General features: G+C 61.2%; 36 protein-coding genes and 1 pseudogene. 13 read left to right on the top strand and 24 right to left on the bottom strand.

Annotation, left to right across the window (positions count from 1 at the left end; translation table 11 throughout):
• Positions 1-28: 28 nt before the first annotated feature.
• The 3 genes from EJ078_RS22750 to EJ078_RS22740 are packed head-to-tail and all read right to left on the bottom strand — an operon-like array spanning position 29 to position 2736.
• Positions 29-877 carry an ABC transporter permease subunit gene (locus EJ078_RS22750; protein ID WP_095825923.1) on the bottom strand — a complete coding sequence of 283 codons (849 nt, stop codon included), beginning with the start codon at positions 875-877 and terminating at the stop codon, positions 29-31.
• A complete protein-coding gene (locus EJ078_RS22745) occupies positions 874-1668 on the bottom strand; it encodes an ABC transporter ATP-binding protein (RefSeq protein WP_095825922.1) in 795 nt (264 codons plus the stop codon). The genes EJ078_RS22750 and EJ078_RS22745 overlap by 4 nt, the downstream gene beginning before the upstream one ends.
• Before the next feature lie 60 nt (positions 1669-1728).
• Positions 1729-2736, bottom strand: coding sequence for an ABC transporter substrate-binding protein (locus tag EJ078_RS22740; protein ID WP_127213887.1), 1008 nt, complete (start codon positions 2734-2736; stop codon positions 1729-1731).
• Positions 2737-2916: 180 nt separating this feature from the next.
• On the opposite strand from EJ078_RS22740, the gene EJ078_RS22735 reads away from it, so the two are divergent.
• Both EJ078_RS22735 and EJ078_RS22730 read left to right on the top strand, forming a co-directional pair.
• On the top strand, positions 2917-3192 hold the full coding sequence (locus EJ078_RS22735) for a PilZ domain-containing protein (RefSeq protein WP_127248618.1): 276 nt from the start codon (positions 2917-2919) through the stop codon (positions 3190-3192).
• A gap of 535 nt (positions 3193-3727) precedes the next feature.
• Entirely contained in the window at positions 3728-4039 is a 312-nt protein-coding gene (locus tag EJ078_RS22730; RefSeq protein WP_127248617.1) for a hypothetical protein, read from the top strand.
• 224 nt (positions 4040-4263) lie between these two features.
• Here EJ078_RS22730 and EJ078_RS30515 read toward each other — a convergent pair whose 3' ends face one another.
• Entirely contained in the window at positions 4264-4509 is a 246-nt protein-coding gene (locus tag EJ078_RS30515; RefSeq protein ID WP_245458904.1) for a hypothetical protein, read from the bottom strand.
• A gap of 21 nt (positions 4510-4530) precedes the next feature.
• Here EJ078_RS30515 and EJ078_RS22725 point away from each other — a divergent pair, with 21 nt between their 5' ends.
• Positions 4531-5313, top strand: coding sequence for a hypothetical protein (locus EJ078_RS22725; protein WP_245458903.1), 783 nt, complete (start codon positions 4531-4533; stop codon positions 5311-5313).
• Between the two features lie 1198 nt (positions 5314-6511).
• Here the strand turns inward: EJ078_RS22725 and EJ078_RS22720 are convergent.
• Positions 6512-7882: an IS1182 family transposase gene (locus tag EJ078_RS22720; protein ID WP_127217539.1), complete on the bottom strand. Its 1371-nt coding sequence runs from the start codon at positions 7880-7882 to the stop codon at positions 6512-6514.
• Positions 7883-8017: 135 nt separating this feature from the next.
• Complete coding sequence (locus EJ078_RS22715) at positions 8018-8227, bottom strand: cold-shock protein (protein ID WP_095825918.1); 210 nt, start codon at positions 8225-8227, stop codon at positions 8018-8020.
• A gap of 545 nt (positions 8228-8772) precedes the next feature.
• On the opposite strand from EJ078_RS22715, the gene EJ078_RS30510 reads away from it, so the two are divergent.
• Both EJ078_RS30510 and EJ078_RS22705 read left to right on the top strand, forming a co-directional pair.
• The gene (locus EJ078_RS30510; RefSeq protein ID WP_245322461.1) at positions 8773-9225 is read left to right on the top strand and encodes a DUF982 domain-containing protein; all 453 of its coding nucleotides are present in this window, start codon (positions 8773-8775) and stop codon (positions 9223-9225) included.
• A gap of 127 nt (positions 9226-9352) precedes the next feature.
• On the top strand, positions 9353-9610 hold the full coding sequence (locus tag EJ078_RS22705) for a hypothetical protein (RefSeq protein ID WP_066995590.1): 258 nt from the start codon (positions 9353-9355) through the stop codon (positions 9608-9610).
• A gap of 41 nt (positions 9611-9651) precedes the next feature.
• Here EJ078_RS22705 and EJ078_RS22700 read toward each other — a convergent pair whose 3' ends face one another.
• The 7 genes from EJ078_RS22700 to EJ078_RS22670 all read right to left on the bottom strand — a co-directional run bounded on the left by EJ078_RS22700 (position 9652) and on the right by EJ078_RS22670 (position 12387).
• Positions 9652-10404: an NYN domain-containing protein gene (locus EJ078_RS22700; protein ID WP_066999207.1), complete on the bottom strand. Its 753-nt coding sequence runs from the start codon at positions 10402-10404 to the stop codon at positions 9652-9654.
• Between the two features lie 195 nt (positions 10405-10599).
• Positions 10600-10755, bottom strand: a complete 156-nt coding sequence (locus EJ078_RS22695) for a hypothetical protein (protein ID WP_164747239.1) — start codon at positions 10753-10755, stop codon at positions 10600-10602.
• On the bottom strand, positions 10682-10981 hold the full coding sequence (locus EJ078_RS22690; RefSeq protein ID WP_245322470.1) for a DUF982 domain-containing protein: 300 nt from the start codon (positions 10979-10981) through the stop codon (positions 10682-10684). Before EJ078_RS22690 ends, EJ078_RS22695 begins: the two co-directional genes overlap by 74 nt.
• Positions 10982-11096: 115 nt before the next feature.
• Positions 11097-11372 carry a DUF1488 domain-containing protein gene (locus EJ078_RS22685; RefSeq protein WP_095825916.1) on the bottom strand — a complete coding sequence of 92 codons (276 nt, stop codon included), beginning with the start codon at positions 11370-11372 and terminating at the stop codon, positions 11097-11099.
• On the bottom strand, positions 11369-11695 hold the full coding sequence (locus tag EJ078_RS22680; RefSeq protein WP_127403935.1) for a hypothetical protein: 327 nt from the start codon (positions 11693-11695) through the stop codon (positions 11369-11371). Before EJ078_RS22680 ends, EJ078_RS22685 begins: the two co-directional genes overlap by 4 nt.
• Complete coding sequence (locus tag EJ078_RS22675; RefSeq protein WP_095825915.1) at positions 11692-11934, bottom strand: hypothetical protein; 243 nt, start codon at positions 11932-11934, stop codon at positions 11692-11694. Before EJ078_RS22675 ends, EJ078_RS22680 begins: the two co-directional genes overlap by 4 nt.
• A 30-nt stretch (positions 11935-11964) precedes the next feature.
• Entirely contained in the window at positions 11965-12387 is a 423-nt protein-coding gene (locus tag EJ078_RS22670; protein ID WP_245322471.1) for a hypothetical protein, read from the bottom strand.
• 947 nt (positions 12388-13334) lie between these two features.
• Here EJ078_RS22670 and EJ078_RS22665 point away from each other — a divergent pair.
• The 3 genes from EJ078_RS22665 to EJ078_RS22655 all read left to right on the top strand — a co-directional run bounded on the left by EJ078_RS22665 (position 13335) and on the right by EJ078_RS22655 (position 14155).
• Entirely contained in the window at positions 13335-13526 is a 192-nt protein-coding gene (locus tag EJ078_RS22665; protein ID WP_067003253.1) for a hypothetical protein, read from the top strand.
• 102 nt (positions 13527-13628) lie between these two features.
• Positions 13629-13811 (top strand): hypothetical protein, encoded by a 183-nt coding sequence (locus EJ078_RS22660; RefSeq protein ID WP_095825914.1) that lies wholly within the window; start codon positions 13629-13631, stop codon positions 13809-13811.
• 125 nt (positions 13812-13936) lie between these two features.
• On the top strand, positions 13937-14155 hold the full coding sequence (locus EJ078_RS22655; protein ID WP_095825913.1) for a hypothetical protein: 219 nt from the start codon (positions 13937-13939) through the stop codon (positions 14153-14155).
• An 839-nt stretch (positions 14156-14994) separates the two neighbouring features.
• Here the strand turns inward: EJ078_RS22655 and EJ078_RS30885 are convergent.
• A complete protein-coding gene (locus EJ078_RS30885; protein WP_311202818.1) occupies positions 14995-15423 on the bottom strand; it encodes a hypothetical protein in 429 nt (142 codons plus the stop codon).
• A 180-nt stretch (positions 15424-15603) separates the two neighbouring features.
• Positions 15604-16250 (bottom strand): annotated as a pseudogene (locus EJ078_RS22645) (flavoprotein); the annotation flags it as partial.
• A gap of 48 nt (positions 16251-16298) precedes the next feature.
• Between EJ078_RS22645 and EJ078_RS22640 the strand changes: the two are divergent.
• On the top strand, positions 16299-16739 hold the full coding sequence (locus EJ078_RS22640; RefSeq protein ID WP_127215465.1) for a MucR family transcriptional regulator: 441 nt from the start codon (positions 16299-16301) through the stop codon (positions 16737-16739).
• A gap of 4 nt (positions 16740-16743) precedes the next feature.
• Here the strand turns inward: EJ078_RS22640 and EJ078_RS22635 are convergent, their stop codons facing one another.
• Positions 16744-17163, bottom strand: a complete 420-nt coding sequence (locus EJ078_RS22635) for a DUF983 domain-containing protein (RefSeq protein ID WP_127215473.1) — start codon at positions 17161-17163, stop codon at positions 16744-16746.
• A 653-nt stretch (positions 17164-17816) separates the two neighbouring features.
• Between EJ078_RS22635 and EJ078_RS22630 the strand changes: the two genes are divergently transcribed.
• On the top strand, positions 17817-17975 hold the full coding sequence (locus EJ078_RS22630) for a hypothetical protein (protein WP_164750457.1): 159 nt from the start codon (positions 17817-17819) through the stop codon (positions 17973-17975).
• A 733-nt stretch (positions 17976-18708) separates the two neighbouring features.
• On the opposite strand, the gene EJ078_RS22625 is transcribed toward EJ078_RS22630, so the two are convergent.
• Positions 18709-19140, bottom strand: a complete 432-nt coding sequence (locus EJ078_RS22625) for a hypothetical protein (RefSeq protein ID WP_245458901.1) — start codon at positions 19138-19140, stop codon at positions 18709-18711.
• 108 nt (positions 19141-19248) lie between these two features.
• On the bottom strand, positions 19249-19470 hold the full coding sequence (locus EJ078_RS22620; RefSeq protein WP_127215464.1) for a DUF768 domain-containing protein: 222 nt from the start codon (positions 19468-19470) through the stop codon (positions 19249-19251).
• Between the two features lie 99 nt (positions 19471-19569).
• On the opposite strand from EJ078_RS22620, the gene EJ078_RS22615 reads away from it, so the two are divergent.
• The 3 genes from EJ078_RS22615 to EJ078_RS22605 are packed head-to-tail and all read left to right on the top strand — an operon-like array spanning position 19570 to position 20256.
• On the top strand, positions 19570-19869 hold the full coding sequence (locus tag EJ078_RS22615; RefSeq protein WP_127215463.1) for a hypothetical protein: 300 nt from the start codon (positions 19570-19572) through the stop codon (positions 19867-19869).
• Positions 19844-20032, top strand: a complete 189-nt coding sequence (locus EJ078_RS22610) for a DUF3606 domain-containing protein (protein ID WP_127215462.1) — start codon at positions 19844-19846, stop codon at positions 20030-20032. Before EJ078_RS22615 ends, EJ078_RS22610 begins: the two co-directional genes overlap by 26 nt.
• Before the next feature lie 5 nt (positions 20033-20037).
• Positions 20038-20256, top strand: a complete 219-nt coding sequence (locus tag EJ078_RS22605; RefSeq protein ID WP_127215461.1) for a hypothetical protein — start codon at positions 20038-20040, stop codon at positions 20254-20256.
• A 235-nt stretch (positions 20257-20491) separates the two neighbouring features.
• Here EJ078_RS22605 and EJ078_RS22600 read toward each other — a convergent pair whose 3' ends face one another.
• The 6 genes from EJ078_RS22600 to EJ078_RS22575 all read right to left on the bottom strand — a co-directional run bounded on the left by EJ078_RS22600 (position 20492) and on the right by EJ078_RS22575 (position 23162).
• A complete protein-coding gene (locus EJ078_RS22600) occupies positions 20492-20719 on the bottom strand; it encodes a hypothetical protein (RefSeq protein WP_127215460.1) in 228 nt (75 codons plus the stop codon).
• Positions 20720-20963: 244 nt separating this feature from the next.
• Positions 20964-21272 carry a hypothetical protein gene (locus EJ078_RS22595; protein ID WP_127215459.1) on the bottom strand — a complete coding sequence of 103 codons (309 nt, stop codon included), beginning with the start codon at positions 21270-21272 and terminating at the stop codon, positions 20964-20966.
• On the bottom strand, positions 21269-21457 hold the full coding sequence (locus EJ078_RS22590; RefSeq protein WP_127215458.1) for a hypothetical protein: 189 nt from the start codon (positions 21455-21457) through the stop codon (positions 21269-21271). Before EJ078_RS22590 ends, EJ078_RS22595 begins: the two co-directional genes overlap by 4 nt.
• Positions 21458-21461: 4 nt before the next feature.
• Complete coding sequence (locus tag EJ078_RS22585; RefSeq protein ID WP_127215457.1) at positions 21462-21935, bottom strand: hypothetical protein; 474 nt, start codon at positions 21933-21935, stop codon at positions 21462-21464.
• On the bottom strand, positions 21932-22699 hold the full coding sequence (locus EJ078_RS22580) for a lysozyme (protein ID WP_127215456.1): 768 nt from the start codon (positions 22697-22699) through the stop codon (positions 21932-21934). The genes EJ078_RS22585 and EJ078_RS22580 overlap by 4 nt, the downstream gene beginning before the upstream one ends.
• Positions 22700-22784: 85 nt before the next feature.
• Positions 22785-23162, bottom strand: coding sequence for a hypothetical protein (locus EJ078_RS22575; RefSeq protein ID WP_245457055.1), 378 nt, complete (start codon positions 23160-23162; stop codon positions 22785-22787).
• Between the last annotated feature and the right edge of the window lie 181 nt (positions 23163-23343).

Raw genomic sequence — 23343 nt, 5'->3', positions numbered from 1 at the left:
ATGATTGCGGAATCTATGGGAGCAAGCCTCAGAGCTTGCCCTTCCAGGGGATGAGGCGATGTTCCAGCCAGCGCATGCCGCTGGTGAAGGCGAAGGCGAGCACGGCGATGACGATGAGGCCAACGAACACGACGTCAGTCGCCAGGAAATTGGCCGCCGACATGATCATGTAGCCGAGCCCGGACTGGGCTGCGATCAGCTCGGCCGCGACCAGCGTCGACAGTCCGGCGCCGATGGCGATCTTCAGGCCGGTCAGGATTTCCGGCAGAGCGGACGGCAGGATGATGCTGGTAAAGAGTTGCAGCCGGCTGGCGCCGAGCGACAGCGCGGCGTTGATGCGTTCGACGGGCACCGACCGCACACCCGCCTGTGCCGCGAAGCAGATCGGCGCGAAGGTCGACAGCGAGAGCAGAACGATCTTGGAGGTTTCGCCGATACCGAGCCATATGATCAGCAGCGGCAGGTAGGCCAGCGGCGGCAAACCCCAGTAGAGATCAATCGGCACGCTGAAGATGCCCTTTACCCAACGATTGAGCCCCATGAGCAGGCCAAGCGGAATGCCGACGAAAATGCCGATGCCGAGGGCCGCGGCAATGCGGCCAAGGCTTGCCAGCGTGTGGTCGAGCAGCGTGCCATTGGCATAGCCATCGGCCGCGACGGCGTTGAACTGGGTCAATACGTCGGCCGGCGATGGCAGGAAGAGCGACGATGCCCAGCCGAGTTGCGCTGCGAGTGCCCACAATGCGATCAGCCCCGCCACCGTCACCAGGCTGATGCCGAACGTGCTTGCCGATGCTGAGCTGCGCGGCCGGGGAGACGGCCTCAGCTGAGCCGTGGCGGGAGGGAACGGGGTTCGGGAATTGGCGGCGAGCGTCATTGCAAGGTTCCTCTGCGGGCGCCTTCCGGCTGGTGGATGAGCGAGCGGATTTCCTGCCGCAGCTCGATGAAGCGCGGGCGGGACAGGATCGGCCCGATATCGCCGCTTTCGGCGAAATCGCGCACGAAATCGGCATCGAAGCGCGCGATGATGCGGCCCGGCCGGGGTGACATCACGACGATGGTCGTGCCGAGTGTGAGGGCTTCCTCGATCGAATGGGTGATGAACAGGATCTGCTTGCCGGTCTTGGCCCAGACGGAAGCCAGAAGCTGCTGCATCGTCTCGCGGGTCAGGCTGTCGAGGGCGCCGAATGGCTCGTCCATCAAAAGGATTTTCGGATCGGTGGCCAGCGCCCGGGCGATGCCGACGCGCTGGCGCATGCCGCCCGACAGTTCGTAGGGCGGCTTTTCGGCGAAATCGGCGAGCCCGACCAGTTCAAGAAGGTGCCTCGACCGCTCATGGCGTTCGCCGCGCGAGACGCTCCGGTACTTCAGGCCGAGCGCGACGTTGTCCAGCACATTAGCCCAGGGCAGCAGGGTGTCTTTCTGGAACACGACGCCGCGATCGCCGCCCGGCGCCGCGATTTCGCGTCCGTCCAACGTGATCGTGCCTTCGGTGAGCGGCAGGAAGCCGGCGATCGCGTTCAGCAATGTCGACTTGCCGCACCCGGAAGCGCCGACCGCGACAACAATGGAAGCGGGAGCGATATCGAGCGACACGTGATCGAGCGCGTGTACGTGCTGGCCGTCGGAACCCGGAAAGGTGACGCTGGCATCGCGGATTCGAAGCATGGTGGCCTCCAGGCGATCTGGCTGGCGTGCCAGCCAGATCGGCGTTTCCTTCAGGGATTGCTAGTTCGAGGCCTTGGCCACTGCCGCATATTGCGGATCGGCGAAGGCCGCGTAGCTGTCCTTGATCGAGGTGATCTTGTGCTGGTCCTTCAGGAAGCCCGCGGTGTCCTTGAGGATTTTCGCCACCGCGCTCTTCTCGCCGCCGCCCAGCCATTTGTCTGAGACCTGTTCGTCGAGCGGCGGGACGACCGTCGTCTTCAACTGCTCCGAATTCTCGGCCGCTGTGCCGCCCTGCAATTTCGCGATCAGCTTGGCGCTCTCGGAGTCTGGCCCCCAGGCGGCCGGGTTGCTCAGATAGGCCTGGTTGTAGCCGTCGATCAGCCTGACATACTGGCCGAGGAACTCCGGATTGGCCTTGGCGAATGCGCCGGTGACGACCAGCGCGCTGAAGGTGGGCGCGCCGCGATCAGCGACTTGGCCGGCCGTGAGCAGGACCTTGCCGTTCTTCTTCAGCTCGGAAAGCGCTGGATCCCAGACGAAGCCGCCGTCGATGTCGCCGCGCTTCCAGGCCGCGACGATCTCGGGCTGCGGAATAGCGATAACCTGGGTTTCCTTCTCGGAGATGCCTTCCTGCTTGAGCACCGCGAGAAGCTGGTAATGGTCGGTCGAGACCGGCGCCGCAGCAAGCTTCTTGCCGCGCAGGTCCGCCGGCGACTTGATTTCCGGCCGCACCACCAGGGCCTCGCCGTCGCGCGAGACGGACGAGATGTAGAACGCCTTCACGTCGAGGCCCTTGCTGACGGCAGCCGAAAACGGGCTCGATCCGACATCGCCGATCTGGACATCGCCGGATACGATGGCGGCGAAGATGTCGGCGCCGGAATTGAAGCGGCGGAATTCGATGTTCCATCCGGTCTTCCTGGCAAGGTCGCCATTGGCGATGCCAAGGTTATAGGGATTAGCCCCGGTTTGGTAGGCAATGACGACCTTCTTCTCGTCGGCATGAGCCATTCCAGAAGTGGCCGCCGCTGCGAGCGCGACCAGGGCGGCGGAAATCAGTTTTCGCATGAGATCGATCCTTTGAGCGGAGGGTTCACCCCTCGATTGCCCGCTCCATCTGAGCGTCGGCTCAAAATCTACTTAGTTTATGGAATTAGACAGGAACGATTTTCCGAATGACAAGGGGAGAGCGGAAAATTGGCTCTCATCTGGGTCGTCAGCCGGTCCGACGCGTGATCGTGCGGAGAAATGGAAAATCGCCGAGAACGGCGACAGCGCGTCCTAAAAGGCGCGGCGATCATCAACGGAATCACGAACTCCGAAATCAGTTGCACGATCCGAAACCAGAACAATGGCGGCGCTGAACTTAAGGTGGCCGTCGAAGCGCGTGTGCCTGAACGTTTCGTCTTATATGTGCCGACCGACGGCGTCGCCTACCAGTCCGTTTTGCGGTGGCGCAGGAACGACCGGGTTGGTGTCCAATTCACCGGGACATTGCCAAAACCCCGTCTTCACTATGGCTGAAGCAAGCATCGTCAGAACTCACAGCTAGCTCAAGCCCGGTGAGCCAAATTGCTGACGGCTCCCTCAGCGGAATTCTACTAAAATCCTAACTGGCGGCATTAACGCCGGGCTGGGAGCTTCGGTCGGATCGAGCGGTGGCAGCGCAGGTCTCGGGGCCACGGTAGGCGACCCGACTGTGATCGACTCCGGCGCTGGCGCGACGGTAGGCAAGACCAAGATTTTGAAGGCCAGGATTGGTGCAAAGGTAGGCGGTCCTAATACCTTGAGGGCCGGAGCTGCCGCAACTGCCGGAGGCTCAGATGGGATCGCGACCGGTCTGGGTGCCACGGTGGGCGGTCCTAATACCTTGAGGGCCGGAGCTGGCGCAACTGTCGGAGGTTCAGATGGGATCACGACCGGTCTGGGTGCCACGGTGGGCGGTCCTAATACCTTGAGGCCCGGAGCTGCCGCAACTGTCGGAGGTTCAGATGGGATCACGACCGGACTGGGTGCCACGGTGGACGGTCCTAAAACCCTGAGGGCCGGAGCTGATGCAATGCTGGGTGGTACAAAGGGCGTAACACAAGGGCTCGCGGCGACGACCGGTGACGCGAACGTGTTTGGCTCTGCAGCCGATGTCGGAATAAGCGGTGTCACAGCAGGTGCCGGGACCGCAAGGCGTCTGAGCAGCCTGTCCAATCCCACCAATCCCCCTGATCCGAGCAACGCGAGAATGGTCAGTGTCGTCGGCGACATGTCCGGCGCACAACTGGTCCGGATGAAAAAACGCTGCGTGGACGTGCTCAGCAGTCAGGATACTTATGACCGCGACTTACGACAGCTCTGTCAGCTGATCGCGCATCGCTAAGGCATACGCCGAAACGGAAGTGAACTAGCCGCTAGGCGGTATAACACTCTCCCGCCCGGCAGGTCAGAAGGCTCGTTGCCAAGCGACGGGCCTTTTGCTTGTTCCCACAGGCTTCGGACCCCTCCTGGGCCAATAAGCATTCGTTCAACGCTTGTTCTTAAGCGGCGATGCACGAGCCTCCTGAACCCCATGCTCGAAACCGGCACAGATGAGGACGCCGCCGCCTATGCAGGCGCGCTGGAAAAGATCGCTGGATCCGACACGGCGACGATCACTGCTGCCGCTACCCAGTCGGCGACCGACAACGGCCTCGGCAATGGTACTATCACCGTCCACGCGCCGCCGACCTCGGGGCCGAACACGGCCAAGAAGGCGGTGGAGGTCATCCTCAACCAGAACCTTGATCGCATCTTCACTTCGATCTTCTCCGAGAGCAAAGTGCCGGAGCGCGCCAGAGCGGTAGCGCTCATCACCGACGCTCCAAGGCCTGTGTGCTGGCGCTCAATCCGTCGGCCTACCAGGCGGCGCTCTTCTCGGGCAACACCAGCGTCAAGCTGACTGGGTGCTCGGTCATGTCGAATTCGGCTCAGTCCGATGCCGTCAAGGTGCAGGGTTCGGCGGCGCTTCAGGCCGACTGCCTGATCGCGGTCGGCGGCGTTTCGCTCAGCAACCCGGTGACCACCGTCTGCAAGTCTCCGATCACCCAGGCCCTGCCGGCGTCGGACCCCTTCTCCAGCCTGCCGGCACCGGCGGCTGGCAACCCGTGCAAGACCGTCAACGGCAGCAAGTCGTCGCAAACACTCCAGCCCGGAACTTACTGCAGCGGCATGGACCTCAAGGGCAATGTCACGCTGCAGCCCGGCACCTATGTCGTCCAGGGTAGCCTGAAAGTGAACGCCGGCGCGGTCGTATCCGGAACCGGTGTGACAATGTTCATGTCCGGCAGCAACACCGTCAGCATGAACGGCAACGCCACGGTGACGCTGAGCGCGCCGACCTCGGGCACCTATTCGGGCGTGCTGTTCTATGGCGACAGGACTGGCACCAGCACATCAAGCACCTTCAACGGCACCGCGAGCTCGCTTCTGACCGGTGCCATCTATTTCCCCAAGCAGCAGGTCAACTACCTGGGCAACTTCTCGGGGAGCGGCGGCTGCACCCAGGTCGTTGCCGACAAGATCCAGTGGTCCGGCAGCACGACCATCAAACAGAACTGCTCGAGCCTGGGGATGAAGGACATCCCGTCGGCCCAGTCGGTTGCAATCGTCGAGTAAGGCTGTGGTGGCGGCAGGTTCCAGCCGAGGCCATAGCCCTGGCTATGTAAGTTGCCTGCCATTCAGCGGCCAGAACGGAAAGAGTACGAGAGCGTGGTGACGCTCCATAAGCCGTCGACGAGAAGGCGCCTCTGGCGACCAGCCGAGTTGAGGGCTCTCGACGTTGATCTGAAACCTTATCGACGGTCCCGCGTTGGCTCCTCACGATTTCGGGACCAGGAAATAAAATGCAAGGTTTGAAGCGGTCGTGCTGGACGGGAGCCGACATAGACGAGTTTGCGGCAAAGCACGGCCTGACAACCAGGCAGGCCGAAATTGTGATCCAGAGCAACGGTCCGTCCAAGCGCAAATGCGACCTGGCAGCCGAGGCGTTTATGGCCGCGCTCAGACAGTGCAGTTGTTCGCGCGAAAAAGGCGCGAGAAGATCCCCTCTAAGGTCGGGAAGCAATGATAGCCGTAGGGTTTGAACTATGTCCGGTGAAGCCGCGACCTCTCACAAGGTCGCGAGCGAGGACAGACCGGAGGCCGCAGCTACCAAGATGACTGGCCGGGCCGTTGGAGACCGGCGCCCGAAAGTCCATGGGTTGGGTGACTGACGAGGCCACGTAGCTCGCCTTCAAGTGGAGCTGGGGCGACCCGGCCTGGGCGGGGAAGTCAGCGGGACTTGGGCGTATCAGGCCGGGCCTCTTACCCCGTTCAGCGAGAGGGCAGATGCGCACTTTGCGCCGCCTTTGTAGCGAAAATTTCTAAGACTTTGCCCCGGCAAACGGCTCGTCCCAGGGTGCCCGGATCGTTTCGCTGATACAGCTTAGCCGTGCTTACGCCCGTTCGTTCGCTTCTTCGCCGTCGGCGTGGATATATTTGTTGCCTCACTGGCAAGCCTCGCCAGCCTTAACCGCTCGGTCTTCTGTTCTCGGGCGGCGGCTTCACCGTTGACAATTTGGCGGGCTGCCCTGGTTGTGGCGTCCTGCTTCGTTTCGATCGCGGTCGGTTTGGGTTTGAATATTCCTTGCGGTATTTCAGGGTGTCGCACGATGCGGTCTCCAACCAGGAAAAGAAAAAAGGTCGGGCTTGCCCGACCTCCAGACTGCTGACGAACCCCGTCGATTTTCGGCGGGGTTTTGTTTTGCAGATTGATTGCGCTTGGGAAATTGGTGGCGGGAGCGGATGTCAGGAGGCCGCCGACGCAGATTTGGCCTCAGGCGAGGACCGGTTTGGGCTTTGGCCAGAGGCTGATTGCGATCTTTTTCATGTTCTGGGCGGCGGCTGCGATCAGGCACTGGCAGGCGACGCGGGTTCGCCCTCGGAAGCGGGCGTAGCGATGGCCGAACAGCTGCTTGGCATCGGCGAAGGATCGCTCGACCGTCTCCTTGCGACGCCGGTAGATGGCCTTGCCCCAAGCCGTGAGCCGGTTGGCATCGACGCGCTCGCGTTGATCCTGCCAGACATGGCGTGTGATGGTGCGCTCGGCCTTGGCGTTTGAGGTGCAGGAGGCCAGCAGCGGACAGTCGCGGCAGATGGCCGGATCGCTTCTGTAATGACGATACCCGCCGCGATCGGTGCTGGCGTAGGTGAGCAACTGGCCCTGCGGACAACGATAGCCGTCCCGATCCGGTTCATGGACGAAGGCGCTCTTCCTCATCTTGCCGGGCCTTGGCGGGGTCGGGTTGCGATAGCCGATGACGCCCCGGATGTTCCTGTCCTCCAGCCCCTTGGCGATGCCTGGCGTGGCATAGCCGGCATCCAGCCCCGCCGCCGCCACAACGAAGCCGAAGCGCTCCACCTGGCGGTCGAGCCGGCCAAGATAGACGATCGAGTCATGCATGTTGGCCGGCGTGGCGAAGGTATCGGTGATGATGCCGCAACGACCGTCCACCGTGCGGTGATCGAGATAGAAGAAGCCCTTCGGCTTGCCCTCGCGCACCATGTAGCCGGCCTCCGGATCGGCGCGCGAGACCTTGGTCTGCTTGACCGGCGGCTTGCGCTCTTTCTGCTTCAGCGGCTTCTGACCGTGCAGCGCCCGTTCCGTCTCGATGGCGCGGTCGAGCTCGCCCCAGTAGTCGGCACGCGACTTGGCGACCATGGCAAGGTCGTATTTGCCCTTGTTGGCGTTGGCCTTCAGGTGCGTGCTGTCGGTATACAGCACCGTCCCGTCCACCAGCCCCGCAAGGATCGCCTGCTCCACGATGCGGTCGAAGATCGCCTGCGCGATCGTCTCGTCCTGGTAGCGCCGACGACGGTTCTGCGACAGCGTCGAGGCGTCGAACACCTTGTCGGTCAGCTTCAGCCGCAGGAACCAGCGGTAGGCGACATTGACCTCGATCTCGCGCACCAATTGCCGCTCCGAGCGCACTCCGAACAGGTAGCCGATGAACAGCGCCTTGAACATCAAGGTCGGGTCCAGCGGCGGGCGGCCATTGTCGGCGCAGTACAATGGCGCCGTCAGACCGTGGATGAACGAGAAGTCGATCGATCGATCGATCTTGCGCAACAGATGATCGGCCGGAACCAGCTGATCCAACGTCACCATCTCAAGCGCGGTCTGTTCAGGGGCGGGTCGCTTCAACATGACCCAGTGAATCAAAAACCCCCGGCAAACGCCAGGGGTTTGTCAGCAGTCTGAAGGTCGGGCTTGCCCGACCTCTCTCATCTGCGCTCTGTGGCCAATGCCAGTACATCCGTGGTCAACGGCCCGCGCAACAATTTATGCGGCTTGCAGGTTCTCGGCCGCGAGTTTGCCGTTGCGGTTGTCCTTCACGAGATCGAAGCTGAGTTTCTGGCCCTCGACAAGTGAGCGCATACCCGCCCGCTCGACAGCGGAGATGTGGACGAAGACGTCCGGCTGGCCGCCACCCTGCTCGATGAAGCCGAAGCCTTTGGTCGCGTTGAAGAACTTAACGGTTCCCGTATTCATGGCGATTTCCTTTCAATCATCCATAGAAAATTGCCTGCCGTGCAAGACACACGGCAAACAGTTCAGATCGATTTTGAGAGGAGAAGATCGCCGAAGACGCGTATCGCGTCAGAAACAAAGTTCGACAGACAAGATCGATATTTGCAACATAGGCCCACTCTGTCTTCTAAGCAAGGCGCGGCCGGAAATAATTCTTCACTGACGGACGAGCTTCCAACTGGCGAGGCGGTTCTGGAATGACACTCGGCAGCTGATTGCGTAATCCACCATCCGACCTGGATGGCGGGACGATCACCGCGAGTGGCGGATAGACGCCAGGCGTTGAACAGAACCAATCGTTGCGTCCGCTCGTTCTCCATGCCAATTCCCCCGCGGAGGACCACCTTAAGGAAAGGAAGGGTCACCTCAGGAAAATCGAACAGGTGTTCAAGTCGACCGGCAAGAAGACTTGGAAATGCACTTCATCGAAGGGCCTCGCTTGGAAGTCGGCGGCCTCATGCTCTCAAGTCCGGCTTGCTGGCGGCCTGCCAGGCGGTTGAGCACCCATGACATTGCCCGGCCGGCTCTTTGGGGAATGGGCGCAGGAGCTCGAGCACGATAAGACGCATAAGCTGCTCAGCAGATCCTCGACCAGGAGAAACACCTCGCGTCAAGAAAACGGCTTGACGGCGAACTGGGAGGTCCCGCGCGAATTGGGGCGGAACGTGGAATTGCCTCGCTATCCAGGCGTCGATGCCCTAAGGACAGCGATGCAAAATCCCAAATTCACTCAGCCGGTGACTGTTCGGGCCAGTGCTCAAGGCGCCGAGACGATCATCACTGACGTTTACGAATGCTCGTCATTTCTGCTTCGGAAGTGGCCGGGCAAGCGTGGACCGTCACATCGCGCCGCGCTCCAGGCTTGCCACGATGCCAGCGCGGACAAAAAGCCCATATCGAGCGTTCGGCGGGCGTTCGCTTTGGCTGCGCGCGAGGCTGGTATCCTGGTGGGGCAATAACGGAGCGGGCTTGCCGAGGGACACGCGGGATATATCTATCCGCACGCCGAGGGTAGTTACCTGGCCAACCGACATGAACAGACGACCAGCGTGATGCCGTTTGCAGACAGGTCAAAGGAGGTCCGCCATGTCAAACCCGTCACGGGCATTCTACACAAGTTCCAACGGCGACCGCTGGCTGGTCGTTAAGGTCGGCGAGCGCGATGAGATTTTCGTGAGGCATGAGCCAAACCGGGCCTCGGGCGGTCAACCCTCCGAGGTTGACATCGAGACGTTCATGGCCCGCGGGCCTGGCTCGCCCGAAGGCGAAGCCTTGATCGATCTGCTCGACCAGCTGCGCACCGAACAGGACCGGGCGAGCATGGAAAAGCCAGACGGTCGATAAATAGCCAACCTGCAAGGACTCGGATAGCTGCGCCGTACCGGTCACGTCTTCCGCCCTCCCCTCCGCGCTGCCTGCGGTTTGATTCTGATGCGCAACGTTCCGCCCTCCGGGCGGTCGATTTCGAACGCGTTCGTCTTGCGGACGAGATCGCTCAGCTTGCGAAAACCAAAGGTGCGGGGATCGAAGTCGGAGGCCAGATTGGCAAGCTGCGTGCCGACCGCACCGAGCGGAACCCAGCCATCCTCGCTTTCCATCTGCGCGATGATCTTCCGAATGATCGGCACGGCCGCTGAGGGCGGTTGCAATGGCTTCACGCTCGATACCGCCTCAGGTTCGTTGCCCGGCGCAGACGGAAGCAGATTCTCGGTATAGACAAATCGCCTGCATGCCTGTCGGAAACTCTCGGGCGTTTTCTGTTCGCCGAAGCCGAAGACGTCGATGCCCTGCTCGCGGATGCGGGCGGCCAGCCGGGTAAAATCACTGTCGGAGGAAACCAGGCAGAAACCGTCAAACCGACCGCTATGGAGGAGGTCCATCGCGTCGATGACGAGCGTGATGTCCGAGGCGTTCTTGCCTGTGGTGTAGGCGAACTGCTGCTGGGGTATGATTGCGTGCTTCGAAAGAACGTCGGCCCACGCTTTCGAGCGCGAGCTTGAAAAATCGCCGTAGATGCGACGCACGCTGGCCTCGCCAATCTTGGCGATCTCCTCGAACAGCCCATCGGCGATCTTGGCCGACGCATTGTCGGCATCGATCAGGACGGCAAGGCGCGGCGACCGCAGCTCGGACGGTATCATAGAGCTTCCCTAGCGCTGTTCATGCGACCTGAAGTTTTTGCTCTCAATGTCAATGATGTCGCCGCAGTTGGAGCATTCCATCTGGGTGTGAGTACGAATCCAGCCGACGAGGGTCTTTGCCTGATAATGGCAACGGGGACACTCCACGTCGATTTCGAAGGTATCCGTCTCGCGCTTTGTCATCGCCATGCCTCAGCTTTCGTCAGCAGCGGGCTCTCGCGCTTCTTTCTGCTCTTTGGATGAAGGTTTCTCCTTCGCAGCTTTACCCGCAAGCTTAGCTTCTTTCTTGGCCGCCTTTGCCTTGTCTCGTTGACTCCGCTCGTATTGATAGTTTGGCTTCATCGCCATTCGAACTCTCCGTATGCAGGTATGGTAGTCTCCCTAGGCAAAAATGGCCAGCAGCCTCAAGCGCGGTGAGAAATGCGACAATCGCGTCCTCGGCAGCAGCATCTCCGGCGCAGCACTTCATCGCGTCCCTCCAAGCTAGGCTGTCGTTTCCAGGCCAATGGTCAAACAGGAAATCGGATGCCTGTGCGACAGGCTCAATGAGAGTGAAGCCGATCGGACCGGCCATAGACAACCACGGAACCGGAATCTTGGCTGCCATCGTGCACCCTACGCCCGATTGCATGCAAAGACGAGCGTGGCAGGGGCGTATTGTTTACCCGCTTTGATCGCACCGGACGCTGCTACCGGAAATCCGCGGCGGTCAAAGTATAGGAATCGCGGCGGTTGCGGGCATAAACTTTCCCGGCGAGGTCCTGGATGGAGGGCCGCAACGCGTCAAATGCCGAAAGACAGGCCTTCTCGGCGCTTCCGTTTCCGCCCAGGGCAACGCCGGATTTGGCCAGCGCCTCGGCCTCGATGAAGAAACGGACTTGAAACATGCCGTCATAGCCGATGAAGCAGACGGCATTGCGTGCTTCATCGAAGCTTCGGCTCGGGTTCGGGAAGGCGAGCGTCATGACTGGCCTGCCGGTGTTTCGGGAGCGCCGGCGGTGAATGACCGCGCGGCGGTGCTCGCCTTGCGGCGCTCGCTGTTGCGAAGGTTGAGGGACAGCATGCTTTTGGTCGCTTCCGAACGGCTGAGCCCGATCATGAAGGCGCCGTCCACATATGCCGGGATGCCAGTGAAGACGTGATAAACCGTCCAGGAACGATCGGGTTCGACCCGGCGGCCATATTGGCGGTCTCTAAAGGCGCATGCCTGCGCGCCGGCTGCATTTTCCTCGCCTGGACGAGCCGAGGGTTCGCGAGCGGCATCGGTGCGCTGGTTACTCGCCTTCATGGTGGCGGCCCTTTGTCTGTCCCCGCCTGCGCGGGAATGACGCCGGAGTAGATCGTCGTCCCGTCGGCGTCGGCAATTGCGACCGCATCTGGCCACTGCGGCATGTTCAGCGTCCTTGCCAGAAGCAGCGCGATCTCAATCGCCGCGTCGAGGTCGGCCGCCTCTACGGTCTCACGGCCGACGACGGCGTGCGCGTCGTCGGCAACGCGCGTGCGATAGAATTCCATCACGACCTTCATCCGAGCCCGTCGCGCGCAAACATCCTGCCGTCAGCCCTTGCTCTTGCTTTGGGTGTGGATGCCGCTCGCGCCTTTGATTTGGCCGAACGCGCTCTCAGGCTTCAGCGGAAGCTTTTCCTGCTTCGGCTTCCTGATCTCTCTGTTCGAGCGTTTCTGTCCCTTGGCCATGTCGAATGTCCTTTCGATGAGCCTTATGCCGCCGTGCGATACCTCGGCGACCGGTTCCAGCCTGTCCTCCGTGACCACCCGCTCGTGCGGTTCGGCGTCGCTGCGGATGCGATATTGCGGCGAGTTTCCCCTCGGAGGCAGGGTACGAGTGACATGGTAGATTTCGCCGGTCTTTGGACCGACGCCGAGACCGCCCTTCAACCGGACCGCCTGTCCGATGTCAAAAAGGCGCGCCGGGGCTCCGTGCTGGATGGGTCGTGCGTTGCGTTGCATGAGGGTGGTCATGGTTGTCTCCGGTCCTTGTCGAGCGCCGCCTCGAGTAAGGCCGGCTCAATCTGCACCAATTTTCCTTGGACCCCCGCGCGGAGATGGCTGGTGAACGCGGCCACGCGGCGCCATGCCGTGCGCGAAGCGCCTTCGAGAGACTCCTCAGCGAGGCGTATGAAGGTCGGCGTGGTGCGAGTGGTCACTTGCGGCTTTCTGCGGAAACGCGCACATGCGCCTTCCGCTTCAAATTCAGCCCAACCGCGAAACAATGTTCGAACGAAGCGACATGCCGCGCCGGGAGCGACGCAATGCATTCACTATCGACAATTCGGAGGCACGTGGCGAGGATTGAATGCCACTTCGACCAAATCAACGAATTTTATATATGCGCCCCCATTGCGCCGTTAACAAGGTGGTCGCTGCGTTTTATTTCTCGTGGCCAAATAACAAAGCGAAATACAGGGTCAAGAAAATCGGCCGGAATTCACGTCATCCGGCGCGATATTTTCCGAGTCTCGCAATTATTCCGGCCGATAATTTAGCGGGCCCGACAAATAATTTCGGTGATCCTATCTATCGCGAGGCAATCTGTTTATAGAGGGGTATGCGCACCCGTTCCGCGACAAGAAAGAAGTGCCCTTGGAGGATGATCGCCCGACAGCCGCGCCAACCGAGGAGCCTGGCATTTTGAGCACCGCCAGGGTCTTGTCCATGCGTGAACCGCCTCGCAGGTTTGGCAAGCTTGGCATCAAGGGGTCGTTACCTGTCCCGACGGGGCGGGCTAGTGCGAATGGCATGGAGACTGCGGCGAAACGCATGGGTGTGGCGCTCTCTTCATTCGGTCCACTCGCCTTGAGGCGTGTGTCGCGCTCTGGATTGTCGCTGTTGCTGGCCTCGGTTTTTATTATCTTAAAGCCTGAACTGGTCGGCATCTGGCGAGAGGCGAAAACGAGAAGGATGCGAGCATGGCAAACCGCTACGCGCTCAGGATGGACGAGCCGAACAGCTGGACCGTTTTCGATATCTTCACCGGCCAACCTGCCGAGTTCGAGAAGAAGATGATGGTCGGCATCAAGACGCGCCGGGCGGAAAAGATTGTTGGTGAACTGAATATTCAGGACGCCAAGCGGCGGGAAGAGGCCGGCCGGGAATCCTGATTGGCAAGCCCATAATGCGGTTCAGGGCTCCTGGCCCGGCCATGCGGATAATCGCGAATGTCGACTGCCCCTGCAGTCATTTCACGTGAAAGGATAAGACCCATGAGAACCATGAAAACACCGGATGCACGGCCGCTCGTGATCGTCGCGGTCGCGAAGTCACCCAAGATTATCTCAGCTCGGCTGACGATCAGAACCGACGAAGCAGCAAGGCGCAGGATTGCTGACACTGACGGCACTCTGAGGCGGGCACGCGAACTCGCGGAACGCAATCGCCTGATTTGAACCAGCCCTTCATTGGCCCAAGATGTCTACCGCAACAGCCGCCCTGGTGATTAGCGCCTCAAACTGCAATCCCGGCGAGGCAAGGTTGGGGTTTGGGGGATTGGGTAACCGGTGGGATAGTGACAATGGCAACTCTCGAATTGATAACCGTTGAGGAGCGGCCCGGTGGCCAGCTTCTATTTAATGTTCGCGTGACCTCCACCGGCGGCAAAATAGAACTGCCGATCGCCATTGAGGGCCAAGGATCTGTCGCTTCGAATGAAACGACGGTTCTTCAGTTCGCACTTGGTTTTGCCAAAGACCTAGAGGCTTCGGTCCGGCTTCGCCTTGGAGTGGAAAAATAGCGGTCTCTAGCAGCGACGAGTCACTGTGCCAATGCATCATCGGCGAGACCGTGGCCGTCCAGTAACGCCGCCTGTGGCTTTTCTGTCCCCAGCAGCGGCTTCCACGACTAACGCCGACCGAAGCGACCTTGCTTTAATTCCCACGCCAAGGCGTGGCTGAATCCCTAGCCGCGGAGTCCTTCGCTGCTCCCTTAACTTCGTCTCTGTGCATCGTTCTCGCTACGGCCGCCGGGCAAGCTAGCTCCAATGGCCCGATGGGGGCGCATTGCAGCAACAGATTGGGGCCGGAAGCGGAAAGACCTGTTTAAGATCCCACTCGGTGTTATCCAATCTGGACAGCAGAACGTCGCCGCATGATGAGCCAGCCTAGGAGCAGCGCTAGCGAAAGGTTCGCCAGAGCGAGACTTGCTAGCGCAGCCAACATGCCTTGGGCACCCGAATGTTCCAACAACAAAGCGGCGACCGAAGGAGCCGCCGCCTGCGCTATGAGACTTGCATGGCAAGACGGCCCATGAGCTTCGCGTAACCTGATGGCCCGAACAGCGCTAACGGGAGAGTTCCTCGCGCAATCGACCCCAACCCGATGCCGGCACCGTAGAATGCGAGCGCAACCGGGATGTATGGCAGGCCAGCCCACAGTGCCGAGACGCCGATCGCCACGAAAGTCACAGATGCACATTTGGTCCAGATCGGATGATGGTAACGAGCAACCAGCATTTCGATCGCTCGAGCTCCTACCTGCGCAGGACCGACGACAGCTCCGAGGGCGACCGCGGCAGCAAGCGTCATGCCCCCTCTCTGCAAAACCGTCAGCATGTGGACCGATAATGTGGAGGAGATCACGGCTGCGAGTGTGAGGGTGGTTGCGAGAACAACCATGATGCCGAGATTGGAATTGCTTTCACGAACCGGAGCCTCCGGCTCCGTCGGAGCAGATCTGGCAACTTGGTCTGGCGCGTCTCGGGGCAGAATGAAGCGAGATACAGGGGAAGCGCGATCAGCAGCTGAAACGCAGCGTAGGAGAGACACGCACCTCGCCAACCGATTTCGGCCCTCAGGAACACCGAGATCGGCCAGCAGATCGTGCTTGCAAAGCCGCCGAAGAGCGTGAGTGTTGTGATCGCGGAGCGCGCACCGTAGCCAAAGAGGCGGCCGAGCGTGGCGAAGGCCGCGTCGAATAGACCGGCACCCATCCCGAACCCGATAACGAGCCACGCCACGATGTAACCGACAAGGTTCGGTGCTGCCGCGAGGCCGATCTGACCCACACCTATTGCGACGGCGCTGAAGGCCAGGACGCCGCGCCCGCCAACCGGTGTCGGCCGCCACCTCGGGTGCGATGACGGCCGGCAGGTAGTAGGACGATCCCCAGGCCATGATCTGGGTTAGGCCAAGTACCGTCATGATCCCGGCGCGCTTTGGCGCGCCGATCGCGCTTGCGTGCGAATTCATGCGGCGACGCCGCACCCGCAGCGCTCCTGCCACCGGCTTTCGCTTCGGCGTGGGCAACGCAACAGGCATCGGCTTCTATCGGGGCTGGGCCGCCACAACAGCCTTTCTCGGCGGCCGAGATCGAAGTGATCGATCTCGTGGTTGTGCAGACCCCGGTCTCCGGAAGGGCCAGATGCACCGCGTCAGCGGACACCAGGTCCCCGGCAATTGCCGCCGCCACCGAGCGCACCTGTTCATAGCCGGTCAACAGCAGGAAGGTCGGAGCCCTGCCATAGCTCTTGATGCCGACGGTGTAGAAGCCGGGCTCGGGATGGCTGAGCTCGCGGTGGCCGTGCGGCGGAACATCTCCACAGGAGTGCTCGTTGGGATCAATGAGCGGCCCTAGTGCCTTGACGCCTTCGAGCCACGGATCAAGGTCAAGCCGAAGTTCTCGGGTAATCGACAGGTCCGGACGTTGACCGGTCGCGGCGGCGATCCTGTCGACAGGACCAACTGTTCGCATACCATCCGCCGACAGCCCTTCCACCACCAGACCACCGTCGACTTCGCGAATAGCCGTTGTTGCAAAGCCTGTGATCAGCTGAACGCGGCTGCTCTCAACGAGATCTCTGGCATCCGATCCGAGCTCGCCGCGAGCTGGCAAACCGGCTAAGAGACTTGCGAAACTTGTTGCCACTGGCGGAGATACTTTATGCCGGAAGAGATTGAGAACAGCCGAAGCCAAATGATCGAGCTCACCGCCGACATCGTGTCCGCCTATGTGAGCAATAACCCCGTGCCGGTTGCCTCGCTCCCGGATCTTATCGCGAGCGTGAATTTGTCCCTGGCCGCGATCGGGCAGACGGCAACACCTGAGGCGCCGGCCCAGGCGCCCGCGGTCAATCCGAAGCGATCGGTGTTCCCCGACTACATCATCTGCCTCGAGGACGGGAAGAAGTTCAAATCGCTGAAGCGGCATCTTGCATTGCACGGCCTGACGCCCGACGAGTACCGCGAGAAATGGGGTTTGGCGCGTGATTATCCGATGGTGGCGCCGAGCTATGCGGCTCAGCGCTCAACGCTGGCAAAGGCGACCGGGCTTGGTCGCAAGCCCACGGCTAAACCCGTGAAACGGGCGGCCAAGCGGAAATAGAGCGCTACAGCTCCTCTGTTCCACCCCGCCGCTCGGCCTGTTGTGCGTGAAATTCGCGATCGATCGAACCTTCTTGGGCCTTGTGAAAATACTGAGAGCAGACGAGCCAACCCTTGAGCGGCCGAAGCAGCAAGACGCACGCACCAACTGTGAGCGGCAGCGTAGTCACCACATGAACCCAATAAGGGGAGTTGAAGCCGAGTTGGAGCCACAAAGCGAAAGCCAGGGCGGGGAACGCAACAATCGACATCGAAAAGAACGCGGGCCCATCGGCCGGATCCGCAAACGAGTAGTCGAGGCCACAGGCTTCGCATTCCGGCGCAAGCGTCAGGAACCCGAAAAATAGATGCCCTTGCTGACAGCGGGGGCATAGACCGCGCGCACCAGTAAGCGCGGGATTCGTTGTTTCGTTGTAGACGACCATCTGTCCCAACCGCGCCCGGTGCACGTTTGTTCCGGCGAGTGGCCGCGCCCTAGTGCTGATCTTGTCCGACCGGTGACAAGAGCTTCGAGATTGCTCAATCAGCCGAGCGCTTTCGGCGATGATCTGCGCGGTTTCGCAGATCAGTTCGAGGTTGCGCCGCTCTTGTCGGCGGATCTCGCTCAGCAAGCGCCTAGTATCGCTTCGTTCCATGGCGCCGAACCTACCGCGGAAGAATCTGTTCCAATCAGGCTAAGGACAAAAGCGGCCAACCGGTCGGGTGGTCACTGCCTAGCCGGCTAGCTTTTGCGGTGAAGGTCTTTCGGACTGGTGTCTGGCGAGTAGGTGAGCGTGATGCGTCTACCTCCGCACACAGCGCATTTCATTCTCGGCCGCAGATTCCGTTCCATAGCGGGAGCGTCAGGGCCGAAGACTGCTAACCAAACCAGACTTGTGCGCGGGACATTCGGACTTCAGTCGCCAATCTCATTAGTTGCGAGTCCGCTGATATGGATGCAGGATCAATGCTCCCCACCTTCAAAAGGGTGGGGTGGCCCGACCCGCGATAATCCTGTGTCACCTAGATTAAGCGGGCCGGGCCGCAAGGGTTCCTGGGGGTGCTGGATGCGTCAAAGAGTGTTCTCGAGCCCGACGGCATGGCGATGCTTGAAAGAGTGCTCCAGAAGCTATTGCTCGCAAGTGCAGACGATGCCGAAAGGGAATGGCTTGGGAGCCTGTTGATCTCGGCCTTCCAGAACGGGACGACAGACGAGGCATCGCTGATTGCCGCCATGGATAAGAAAGCGAAACCGTGAGTTCCTCTAATCGGCGGGCGTTCTCTCCGGTTGGGCTCTTCTCCAGCCCGCGCAGAAAAATTGCTAGGGAACTGAACCGGGTTCCTGAAGTTGATCACTATCGCCGGCAACTAACCAAAGGACGTCGGCGGCTGAGAGACAGCGACCGCGCTCCCGCCTGCACAAGACCCGGAGCCGCAACATGTCCCCTGAAAGGCGTGCCATCCTGGAAAGGGTTCTTGCACGTCGCCAGGAATACGCTTCGTGGTGCGCAGAGGCCTCAGCCATGGCGAGAGAGAGCATTGAGCGGTCACGGCAACGGTTGGTCGAGACAGAAGCATGTAGGCGCGAAATATGAGACCACCAGAAAGGCAAGAGCCCGCCGCCTTGAGCGGATGGCGAACGGGCTCCGGGGGAAATGCCCCCACGCGGCGCGGTGAACCTTGGCCGGGGACACACGCCGCGACACCCAACGGGATGGTTGATGGAATGTTCCGTTCGCCCGATGCGACCGAAGTCGGAGGATCTGGCGCTTTGGTCCCAACTCGGAAACCTTCGCCTGGCTACACCATAGAGCCGGCGAACATGTGTCCCTTCGTTCGGCGGCATGAGAGAGTGGATAGGTGCCCGCCCCCGTTGCCTGGGTGACGGGCATCTGTGTGAGTACCGCGTAGACATGGCCAAGGCCCCAGTGCTGATCACCGCTCAGTGCTGGGGTCCTTCATTCTGTTCGCTGATGACCGGCGCGCCTGATTCAACCTTGATCTTCATGACCGGACGCCCGGCTATGTCGCGGATCGTGCAGAGCAGATCGCGCTCTCGTCCTTGGGGTGCCACGAAGATCCTGACCGCCCAGATGCAGGATGTCGAAAGCGACGAAGGCGAGTTGTTCGGCATTCCACACCATGCCGGAGTGCATTTGGTGGAAGTTCGGCCGGCCGTCGGGATCGGTCGCGATCATCTCAACATCGAGGATAAAGGACTCGGCCGGCAACTTCTCGGCCGCAGCGACGATCGGCCAATACCTTTTCGACCGGTCGTGGCAATTGCGGGAGAAGGCACGTGCGCCGGCCCAGTCGAGGATCCCCTGGGTCCGGTAGCCGTCGTACTTGATCTCATGCAGCCAATCGTCGCTGATCGGAGGCGTCTCGACCTGGATGGGCTCCAGGGGCTTGATGAACTTCAACCGCTCTCTGGCGTCACGCATGCACATACCCAACCACGGCGATTCAAGCCGCGCGCGGCCGATCGGTTCCAAGCATTTTAGCGAATTTGTATGTAGTATCCGTTATGCCTACGCCGCCAAGCTTCCTTCGCGGTGCTCCATCGCTTCGAAGATCACTTCGAAGACGCTGTCGACTTCCTCGTTGATCTCGGCAGCCGAGATGCCTTCGCGCTCGGCCGCTTTCATCAATTCGTCAGCCAGGTCGCTTATTGCAACTGGATCGTCAGTCATCGCGTTCGGCAGGTGCTCTGCCATCCATCGGTCGACGAAGTTGATGCCGCGTGTGCTCATGGAGCATGAATCGCGCAGAGTCGACTATGTTCCCGAGCCAGCGGCACGGACCGGTGCGTTCAAGGCTCGATCTGCAGCCTTTGCTAGCAGCCGAGACAGATGCCGTTCGTGAAGCTCTTGCATGCTTTCCAGAAGCGCAAAGAACTCGAGGGCGTCCTCAGTCGGCAATCCGTCCCGATCCAGTTGGGCTATGCGCTCGCGCTGCTGCGCGAGGTGGTGTCTACCCAGCCGGACATGCCCTCGGACCATGCGGATATCGTCGGAAAGCGTCATCAGGGGCAACGGCCGCGCGTTCGAGATGTTCCGCGATCCGCCGCTAAGAGCTGGAACAAGGCTGCAACGGCGGTGTTTCTCCACTCAGGAGGATCCCAATATGGCAGACGACAAGAGCAAGCGTGACTTCCGCGACTGCGATCGGGTTTCGGCCGACGAAGACTATGAGGTGGAGTATTTCGCCCAGAAGGTCGGGCCGACGCCGCAGCAGGTGCGCGAGCTGATCCGAAAGCACGGCAACGACCGCGCAACATTAGAGTGCGAAGCGAAGGCCCTCGGCCGGGGGTGACATGGATGCCTCGCTACCAGGTTGAGGAGCTTTACGGCGAAGAGGTGCTGTCTGCTCAAACGGTGGATGTCGACGAGCCAATAAAGGCGGCCGAGCGCATAGCTGGCGCTCCAATCTCACCGAGAGCTTTGCAGCAGCACTGGTTCAGGGTGGTCGACGAGCAAGAGAACGCCGTCTTCGAGTTCAGTTTGGCCGAGCCCGTGGCACGGGATTTCTCGAAATGATCAACAGCCGGAAGAACGATCCGGACTGCCGCGCCGCCCTCCAAATGATCCGGGCGACCATCGAGGAGCATTGCCCACCCGGCGTGCTGATGAGCGAGGATGAGGTGAACGGCCATTACGGCCCGGAGTTGTTCGCTGAGGCCGAGGCGCTTTCCCGGGCCATCGTGTGCAGCGTCTCTCGATTGGTGATGTCGCGAAGCCGCCCGCGCAGAGCATCAAGTCGTAGGCGCGGCGTTCAGCCCTCGTCACCAGCCGGTATCAATTCAAGTTCCGACGGCGATATCCCCGCCCTCAACTGGCTCAGCCGCAATTCGTCCACCCAATAGACCTCGCCGTCGACCAGCACCCGAGCTTCGTAGGAGCCACCTGAGAAGCGCTGCGCGGTGATGTAGACCTTGTGGCGGTCGAGCGCTTTGCGGACTGCCGCACGCTTTGCATTTTGGCTGGAGACGGAACTGTCCATGGTTATACGTGGAACTCGTGACGCAACACGGCGAGTCAATCTGCTCCCGCTCGAATCGTTCCGACCGAGGCGTCGAGAACGCAAAAAAAGCCCCACCGGCCGAAGCCGGTGGGGAGACTGGATGTGATGAGCAGGAGTTACAGGGTGAGCGCCTGTGCTATCTGCAAGTAGAGCAGCACCCCGAGAGCCCCGGCCAAGAGGAAAATCAGACCGGTCAGAACTTCGGAAGCGGTGCGCGGCAGCCTCACGGCTTCGGTCCTTTCAGCTGGTCGACTATCTGCGTCAGTGCCAGTAACAACCCCGCAACCGTCAAAATGATCCACATCGATGTAGAGCCCAGCCAGCGCAACCGCGTCCAGAGTTGCACGACGGCGAACCCAGCTTCGAAATGGTCCTCATCCAGATCGAGGAATTTATCGAGCCGTTCGCGCCGCAGAAGATCCAGCCGGCCTGCCCAGATAAGGGCCTCACGCTGCTTGCTGTCGAGGCGATCGAGCCAGAGGATCGTTTCCGGGTCGAGTTCCCGAAGCCGCTGGGGGAACCCTCCGCTCATTTCACGAGCGCCTGGATGGTATCGCCCTTGGCGTGGTTGAGGCGAACGCAGTCCCCAAGACGGCGGCGATCTTCCGCGTGCAGCCGGGTCTCCTCCTCCGTCGAGACGAAGCGATGGGGGATATCGACCACGCCGAGGCAATCTTGCATCACGCTTGGGTCGACGTGTGCTGTCGGCTTCGGCACCAGGCTATCGACCGATGGCGTCGAGGCGCTCTGACACCCCTGCAGAGATGCCATCAGGCTTGCAGCCAGAAGGATCGGTCGAAGCGGGCGGTGCATTGTCTTGGTCCTTCTGCGCGCGCACCAGCTCGGCGATGCGGCCGGCGTCGCTATGCTGCTTGTCAATGTAGGCTTGTGCCGCGGCATCGATGTCCTGCTGCCGCGTCTTGTTGTCGGCCGCCTGAGCGATGGCGGCGAGCTTGATCTTCTCCTGCCACAGCGCGTCCTCCGCCTTTTGGCCGGCGGCATATTGTCGATCGACGCGGCCGTCGACCAAGCCGGCCAGGGCCGGACCGACGTAGGGGATGTCGCGGAGCGGCCCAATCGGCACGCCTTCGTAGAAGAAGATGATGCCGCCGGCGACGATGATCGGCAGGCCAAAGCGCGACGTCGCGAAGACGAGGAACGGCCCGAGATATGGGATAGCGGAAAGCGGGTTCACTGTTGGCCCACCATGCACAGCGCCTTTTCACGCTTGCGACGTTCGAAGAGGCCGCGCAGGATTCTACGGCCGGCCCTGTCGAACCAGGTCAGGGCTTGGCAGCCGCCGGCGACATCGCCGGCGTTGAGGCGGCGCGTTGCAGTGCTCTTGCCTGCCCCGGCGGGGCCGACGTTGTAGGCCAGCGAAGTGTAGGCCGCATCACGCGTTGCAGGCAGGCGGACGTTGATCGTCTCGAGGGTGAAATAGCGGTGCAGCGCGGTGCGGTGTTCTGCCACCTCGACCTTGAGAAGGTCGAGGCATTGCTCATCGGTCAGCATCATGTTGGCGTGGACGCCGCGCGTGGAGCCAGAGCAGATCGTCCATTTGCCGACGGCATCGCGATAGGCGTGGTTGCGCTTGCCCTCTTCCTTGGCGATGAACGGCACCGCGATCGCCAGCGTCTGCGCCTCGGTGGCCGGACCATCTGGAAGGGTCGCGGCGCTGGACGGCCAAGCGAGCAGAAGCGCCAGCGCAAAGACGATAGCTGCCACGGCGGCGATGCGCAGCCATTCCTTCCAGGGGGAAATCCCCTGCTGGAAAACGCGGCCAATGATGCCGGCAAGCAGAAGGCCGACAGCGAGCCACCACGCGACATTCGGATCATAGTCCTGGCCGGTCCAGCCATACCAAAGCTCCGGCAAGATGAGCACGGCGAGGCCGAACACCTGCATCCAGAAGCTCAGAGACAACAGCACCACGCGGCGCACGTCAGGGACGAGACGCATTACAGTTCCTTTCCGCCCGAGAGGGCAGTTTTTCGGAATGAGGATCAGGGATTGTCGGACCCACTCTGGGTGGGCCGGCTCACGGTCAGAGCAGCGCGGCGGCCGTGAAGAACGCGTCGATCTGCGCGTCGGAGAAATCAAGCGCGGTGAAACCGCTCTGCATCATGGGCTCGGAACGAACGAACGAGCCGCTATTCGCATAGGCGATCTGGACGGCCTGGCTCTGCGAACCCACCCAGGTCTCCACCTGGCTGAGCAAGCCAGCGGCGAGAAGTTGAAGTTTGAACTGCCGCGCTGACACGCTTGTCGGGACGAGCGTGGGCGCGGGGCTCCAAGCGCCGCTGGCCCAGACCTGGCGCGCGTCGTCAGGGGCCGTTGGCACCTCGACAGCACCGGCCGGCGGCTCTACACCATCAAAGCCGCCCAAATAAACGCCGACGGCGTCCACAAAGTATTTTGTCATATTCGCGTCCTAGTGTATGAGACGGTTGGTCAGTGGTGGTGAGTGGAATTTCCGATGTTCTTGTATGGTCTTGGTCTCGGTTTTGTGCTCGGGATGGCCGCCCCGATAGCCATCGCCTACTATCACGGCACGCGGCCTTTCGAAGATTGAAGTGTGATTTCCTTGTTTTACTTCGGGTTTA

Origin of the sequence: Mesorhizobium sp. M1A.F.Ca.IN.022.06.1.1 (genome assembly GCF_003952605.1) — a bacterium.
In the GTDB taxonomy this organism is placed as follows: domain Bacteria; phylum Pseudomonadota; class Alphaproteobacteria; order Rhizobiales; family Rhizobiaceae; genus Mesorhizobium.
This window is presented reverse-complemented; position numbering and strand designations above follow the sequence as displayed.